Origin of the sequence: Vibrio sp. 10N.261.52.A1, assembly GCF_002876325.1 — a bacterium.
Lineage (GTDB): Bacteria > Pseudomonadota > Gammaproteobacteria > Enterobacterales > Vibrionaceae > Vibrio > Vibrio chagasii.
Genome location: NZ_MCYD01000870.1, coordinates 1 through 4,792, shown reverse-complemented (window position 1 = coordinate 4,792; position 4,792 = coordinate 1). Strand labels below are relative to the sequence as shown.

The 4,792-nt window shown below is 44.3% G+C and carries 4 protein-coding genes and 1 pseudogene; 3 read left to right on the top strand and 2 right to left on the bottom strand.

Features of this window, described 5'->3' with window-relative positions:
* Window positions 1–106: 106 nt before the first annotated feature.
* Window positions 107–1,303, bottom strand: a complete 1,197-nt coding sequence (gene hmpA / locus BCT81_RS18685; RefSeq protein WP_004740099.1) for an NO-inducible flavohemoprotein — start codon at window positions 1,301–1,303, stop codon at window positions 107–109.
* A 370-nt stretch (window positions 1,304–1,673) separates the two neighbouring features.
* Between hmpA and norR the strand changes: the two genes are divergently transcribed.
* Together norR and BCT81_RS18675 are read left to right on the top strand one after the other, a co-directional pair.
* Window positions 1,674–3,266: a nitric oxide reductase transcriptional regulator NorR gene (norR, locus tag BCT81_RS18680; RefSeq protein ID WP_004740098.1), complete on the top strand. Its 1,593-nt coding sequence runs from the start codon at window positions 1,674–1,676 to the stop codon at window positions 3,264–3,266.
* A gap of 89 nt (window positions 3,267–3,355) precedes the next feature.
* On the top strand, window positions 3,356–3,715 hold the full coding sequence (locus BCT81_RS18675) for a glutaredoxin (protein WP_004740097.1): 360 nt from the start codon (window positions 3,356–3,358) through the stop codon (window positions 3,713–3,715).
* 105 nt (window positions 3,716–3,820) lie between these two features.
* On the opposite strand, the gene BCT81_RS18670 is transcribed toward BCT81_RS18675, so the two are convergent.
* Window positions 3,821–4,456: an OmpA family protein gene (locus BCT81_RS18670; protein WP_102425437.1), complete on the bottom strand. Its 636-nt coding sequence runs from the start codon at window positions 4,454–4,456 to the stop codon at window positions 3,821–3,823.
* A gap of 258 nt (window positions 4,457–4,714) precedes the next feature.
* Between BCT81_RS18670 and BCT81_RS18660 the strand changes: the two are divergent.
* Window positions 4,715–4,792 (top strand): annotated as a pseudogene (locus BCT81_RS18660) (thiol:disulfide interchange protein DsbA/DsbL); the annotation flags it as partial.

Sequence of the window (4,792 nt, the reverse complement as noted above, 5' to 3'; positions counted from 1 at the left end):
ATAAAAAAAGGCCTCACATTGTGAGGCCTTTTGATTGGGCAAGGTTTTTAATAGATCAGGCGAGTGTTAACACAACTCCCTAAAGTTCTTAAAGTTAGCGTGGTTCTTAGAAGTTAGCGTGAGGGCCAAATACTTCGTAGTGAACACGAGAGCGGTCAACTTTCAGTGCGTCTAGCTGCTCAACAATGTTCTTCATGAAGCCTACAGGGCCACAGATGTAGAAATCGCTGTCTTTGAATCCTTCAGTATCAGAGATCGAAGCAAGATCCATTTGACCTTCGTGTGTGTTTTCACACGCAGATGCTTCTTTGTTCATGTACCATGTCTTCGCAGACCAGCCTTTATCAGCAACGATGTCTTTCACACGTTTAGTGAATGAGTGTTGACCTTCATTTTCACAAGCATGTAGGTAAAGCACTGGCTCGTTTTTCTCTTCAGTATTCAGGAACTCAAGCATTGACTGCATTGGCGTTACACCAACACCTGCAGAGATAAGCGTTACTGGCTTTCTGCGCTCTTGATACATGAAGTCGCCCGCCGGAGCGTAAAGGTTTACTTCATCACCGATAGCAACCGTGTCGTGTAGGTGATTAGAAACCACGCCCTGTGTTTCTTGGCCATGGCCTTCACGCTTCACAGAGATGCGGTATTGCTTACCGTTCGGCTTATCTGATAGTGAGTATTGACGAATTTCGCTATATTGCGCGCCTTCTGGCTTAACTTCGATACCGATGTATTGACCAGGCGTGTAATCTAGAACGTCACCGCCATCTTTTGGTTGTAGAATAAAGCTTGTTACTAGTGCTGATTCTTCAATCTTGTCTGCAATCACGAACGTACGTGCTGCTTCCCAACCGCCAACAGCTTGTTTGCGTTGTAGGTAAAGCTCAGCTTCACGATCGATGAATACTTGAGCCAAGAAAAGGTAAGCCGCTGTCCACGCCTCTTCTACTTCAGGTGTAAATGCGTCTGTTGCCAATTCACGTAGTGTTTCAATCAGGTGTAAACCAACGATTTGGTAGTGTTCTGGTTGAATGTTAAAACTTGTGTGTTTGTGAGCAATGCGTTCAACCGCTGTTGTTAACGCTGCTAGGTTTTCAATGTTCTTTGCATATGCCGCGATAGCTTCAAACAGTGCTACGCCTTGGCGACCTGTTCTTTGGTGAGTCATATTGAAGATATCTTTTAACTCAGGGTTATGCGTGAACATACGTTGATAAAAGTGCTGAGTTAAAGCTGGGCCTGCGCTCTCAAGTAGAGGAATAGTAGATTTGATGATTTCGATATGTGCATTGTTAAGCATGAATTTACTCCGAACACTGAGCCTTATGACCTATTATGTCATTTTGACTACTTAAAAATTAAGAATGACTTATCGATTTTCTGAAAGCTTAGTTATTCTTAGAAACTGAGTTATTTTGACTCGTTTTCATTTCAAAAAATCGCGAAACCTGATTAATGCCACCTGATTGATTGAGATCAAGAATAGTCTGTTTAATCAGCGCTATAATTGGGCTTCACTGTGTCTTTTGCACAATCAGTGCCAACTTTTTCAAGCCCCGCCAGCACTGGCTTTATTCTCAAAAATCGCTTTATAAAAATGTCAAAAAGACCTTTTTTTTAAGTCAATAAGACTCTATGATGTATATAAACACACACAGTTAGAGTTTTTTATGCAAGATATCTCCGCATCTACCCTCATGGAAATGACCATTGGCCTCGCAAGTGGTGTGAACGATCAAGATCGTTTTAATCGCCTAATCGATGCCATTCGTAAAACCATTACGTGTGATTGTGTCGCGCTCTTAAGCCTTCAAGGTGACACACTAGTCCCTATCGCAATGCAAGGGCTCAGCCGCGACACGTTCGGTCGTCGCTTTATCATTTCAGAGCATCCACGTTTTGCGGAGATATGTGCATCTCGCTCTCCTGTTCGTTTCGATTCTGATAGTTCTCTCCCAGATCCTTTTGATGGCCTACTGATCGACCATGATGGCGACCTGCCAATGCATGCCTGTATGGGACTGCCTTTGCTATTTGGCGATAAGCTATTAGGAGTTCTAACGCTAGACAGCCTCAAGCCAGACGTCTTCGCTAATATTCCAGCACGAAACCTTGAAGTATTAGCAGCCATTGCGGCGTCAAGCATGCAGATGGCATTAACTTTCTCTCAGCTTGAGCATCAAGCAAAACAGTCCAAACAGCTGTTAGAAGAGTTGAACGTTGAAGCGTGGGAACGCGACGGCGGTGAATTAATTGGTAACAGTGACACCATGGTTGCGCTTAAGAACGACATCGCTGTAGTAGCGCCTTCAGAATTCAACATTCTGATTCACGGTGATACGGGTGTAGGTAAAGAACTGGTTGCTCGCACTCTGCACCATCAATCGCAGCGTAAGCGTAATCCACTGGTTTACGTAAACTGTGCGGCTATTCCTGAGAACCTCGTTGAGAGTGAACTGTTTGGTCACGTACGTGGTGCATTTACGGGCGCAGACAAAAACCGCTTAGGTAAGTTCGCACTCGCCGATGGCGGCACCCTATTCCTTGATGAAATTGGTGAACTGCCGTTAGCCGCGCAAAGCAAGTTACTGCGTGCGCTGCAAAACAACGAAATTCAACCTGTAGGTCAAGACAACATTCAAACCATTGATGTGCGTGTTTTGGCAGCCACTAACCGAGACTTAAAGCAAGAAGTGGAAGACGGTCGATTCAGAGCCGATTTATACCACCGATTAAGTGTGTACCCTATTGCGGTCCCTGCTTTGAAAGATCGTGGAGACGACATCAGCTTGCTAGCCGGTTTCTTCCTAGAACAGGCTCGTCGCAAACTCGGCATCAACCAAGTGAAATTCCGCTCTGATGTTCTTGTATTCCTGAACCGCTATGGCTGGCCAGGTAACGTCCGTGAACTTGAACACGTAATCAGTCGTTCAGCATTAAAAGCACTTGCTCGCAGCACCAACAAGAACCTAGTGACAATCACCAAAGAAGATTGTGGGCCGTTGGATCAAGATCAGCCAGTCGCAACAACTCAAGCGAAAACAACTCCGCTATCCACGCCAACGGTTGATCTATCGGCAGGCTTACGCGGTGCAACCGACGATTTTCAACGTAGCATCATCACTGAGGTGTTAGAAGAGGCGAACTTTAACTGGGCGCAGGCAGGTCGAGTTCTAAAGACGGACCGAGCAAACCTAACCCGACTATCGAAGCGTTTAGGGCTAAATGTGGCTAAGTCTCACACGATTGAACGGACAAAATAGATATTAGCAGTTTGTTGCGAGCATCTGGCAAAACTTGTGTATATAATGCTGCAAATTGTAACGCTAATTTTAAATATGTAGAGAGAGTTATGAAGTTTATCCGTTGGTTCTTAGGTCGTGTCATTTTGCTATTAAATTTTGTTTTTACTCCTCGTGGCGTGAAACGTTCGCAAGAAGAACAAAACAAAGTCAATGAGCAAGCTAAATCACACACGTTATACCAATTCGAAGCGTGCCCATTTTGTGTAAAAGTGCGCCGCGCGATGAAACGTCAATCGGTTCAGTTTGAACTTCGTGATGCTAAAAACAATGAACAGCACCGTGCAGAGCTTGAAGCGGGCGGCGGTCGTGTGAAAGTGCCTTGTCTACGTATTGAGAAAGACGGCAAAACTGAGTGGATGTACGAGTCTTCAGACATCGTTGCTTACTTAGAAAAGCAGTTCGCATAAGCTAACAAGCTAAGCGAAAGTCAGATACAAAAAATCCCTCGAACGTGAGGGATTTTTTATGTCTGTTATTTGTGCGATCTTCTCTTAAGAACAAAACGCTAAAACCTATTTCGCGACAATCAGCATCAGCTCAACACGACGGTTACACGCCTTACCTTGCGGGGAAGCATTGGTACACGCTGGAACGTACTCACCAAAGCCACGAGTATAGATAGAACGACTCGACACATAGTTACTCTCTAGGCGAGCTTTCACCTCTTTTGCGCGCTGCTCTGACAAAGGATCATTGATACGATCTGTGCCGGTGTTATCGGTATGACCTTCAATCACAATATCGATGTCTTGGCGCTGAGAAAGGTAACTACCAAGTGTGTCTAACCATTGATTGTAAGCGGGTTCAGGGAACGCAGATCCTGTTTTAAAATTCACATGTTGCTCAAGTTTTACCATCACATGGTTACCTGGCAACACTTCAAAATCGATGCGGTTTTGTCTTAAAAACACTTCTAGCGGGTCGTTCGTTGACACGCCACGACCGAAGTTAGTGGTTATGGTTCTTTGATGTTGAGAGCTACTTTGCATTGAGTAGCCGCGGCGGTTTGTAGTTGTTGTCGTTTGAACAACGCCCCACTCCGGATGCATCAAATCGTAATCTGTTTGAGGCGCTGTCTCTAGCAGATTGTCGCCTAACATACCGGTTGGTAACGTCGTTTCACACCCAGCCAAAGCTATGCTTAACATTATCGCTAAATATCTCATTACTTCACCAACCACTCATGCAGATAAACCATTTACTAATGTCTATATCGGCACCCAGAGAAAAACTTTAGACAAAAAGCACGCACTTCTAAAAAAAGTGCTTTTGATCACAGTTAACCGTCAACTAGCCTGTCTTAGCTCGCTAGTTCGTACTGTTTGCATTTATTTACCTTATAATTGTTTTCCAATTCGTACCAAATAGTTAGAATCTCACGACTTCTCAACGCTAGAGTAAACATCATGTTTAAACCATTTACTAAATTCTTCACTGCGCTTGTTGCTGTACTTGTTATTGCTGGTTGTAGCGAAACAGACGAG

Excerpts from the sequence above, each read along its gene's own strand:
- hmpA (WP_004740099.1), bottom strand. The coding sequence starts at position 1,303 with ATGCTTAACAATGCACATATCGAAATCATCAAATCTACTATTCCTCTA.
- norR (WP_004740098.1), top strand. The coding sequence starts at position 1,674 with ATGCAAGATATCTCCGCATCTACCCTCATGGAAATGACCATTGGCCTC.
- BCT81_RS18675 (WP_004740097.1), top strand. The coding sequence starts at position 3,356 with ATGAAGTTTATCCGTTGGTTCTTAGGTCGTGTCATTTTGCTATTAAAT.
- BCT81_RS18670 (WP_102425437.1), bottom strand. The coding sequence starts at position 4,456 with ATGTTAAGCATAGCTTTGGCTGGGTGTGAAACGACGTTACCAACCGGT.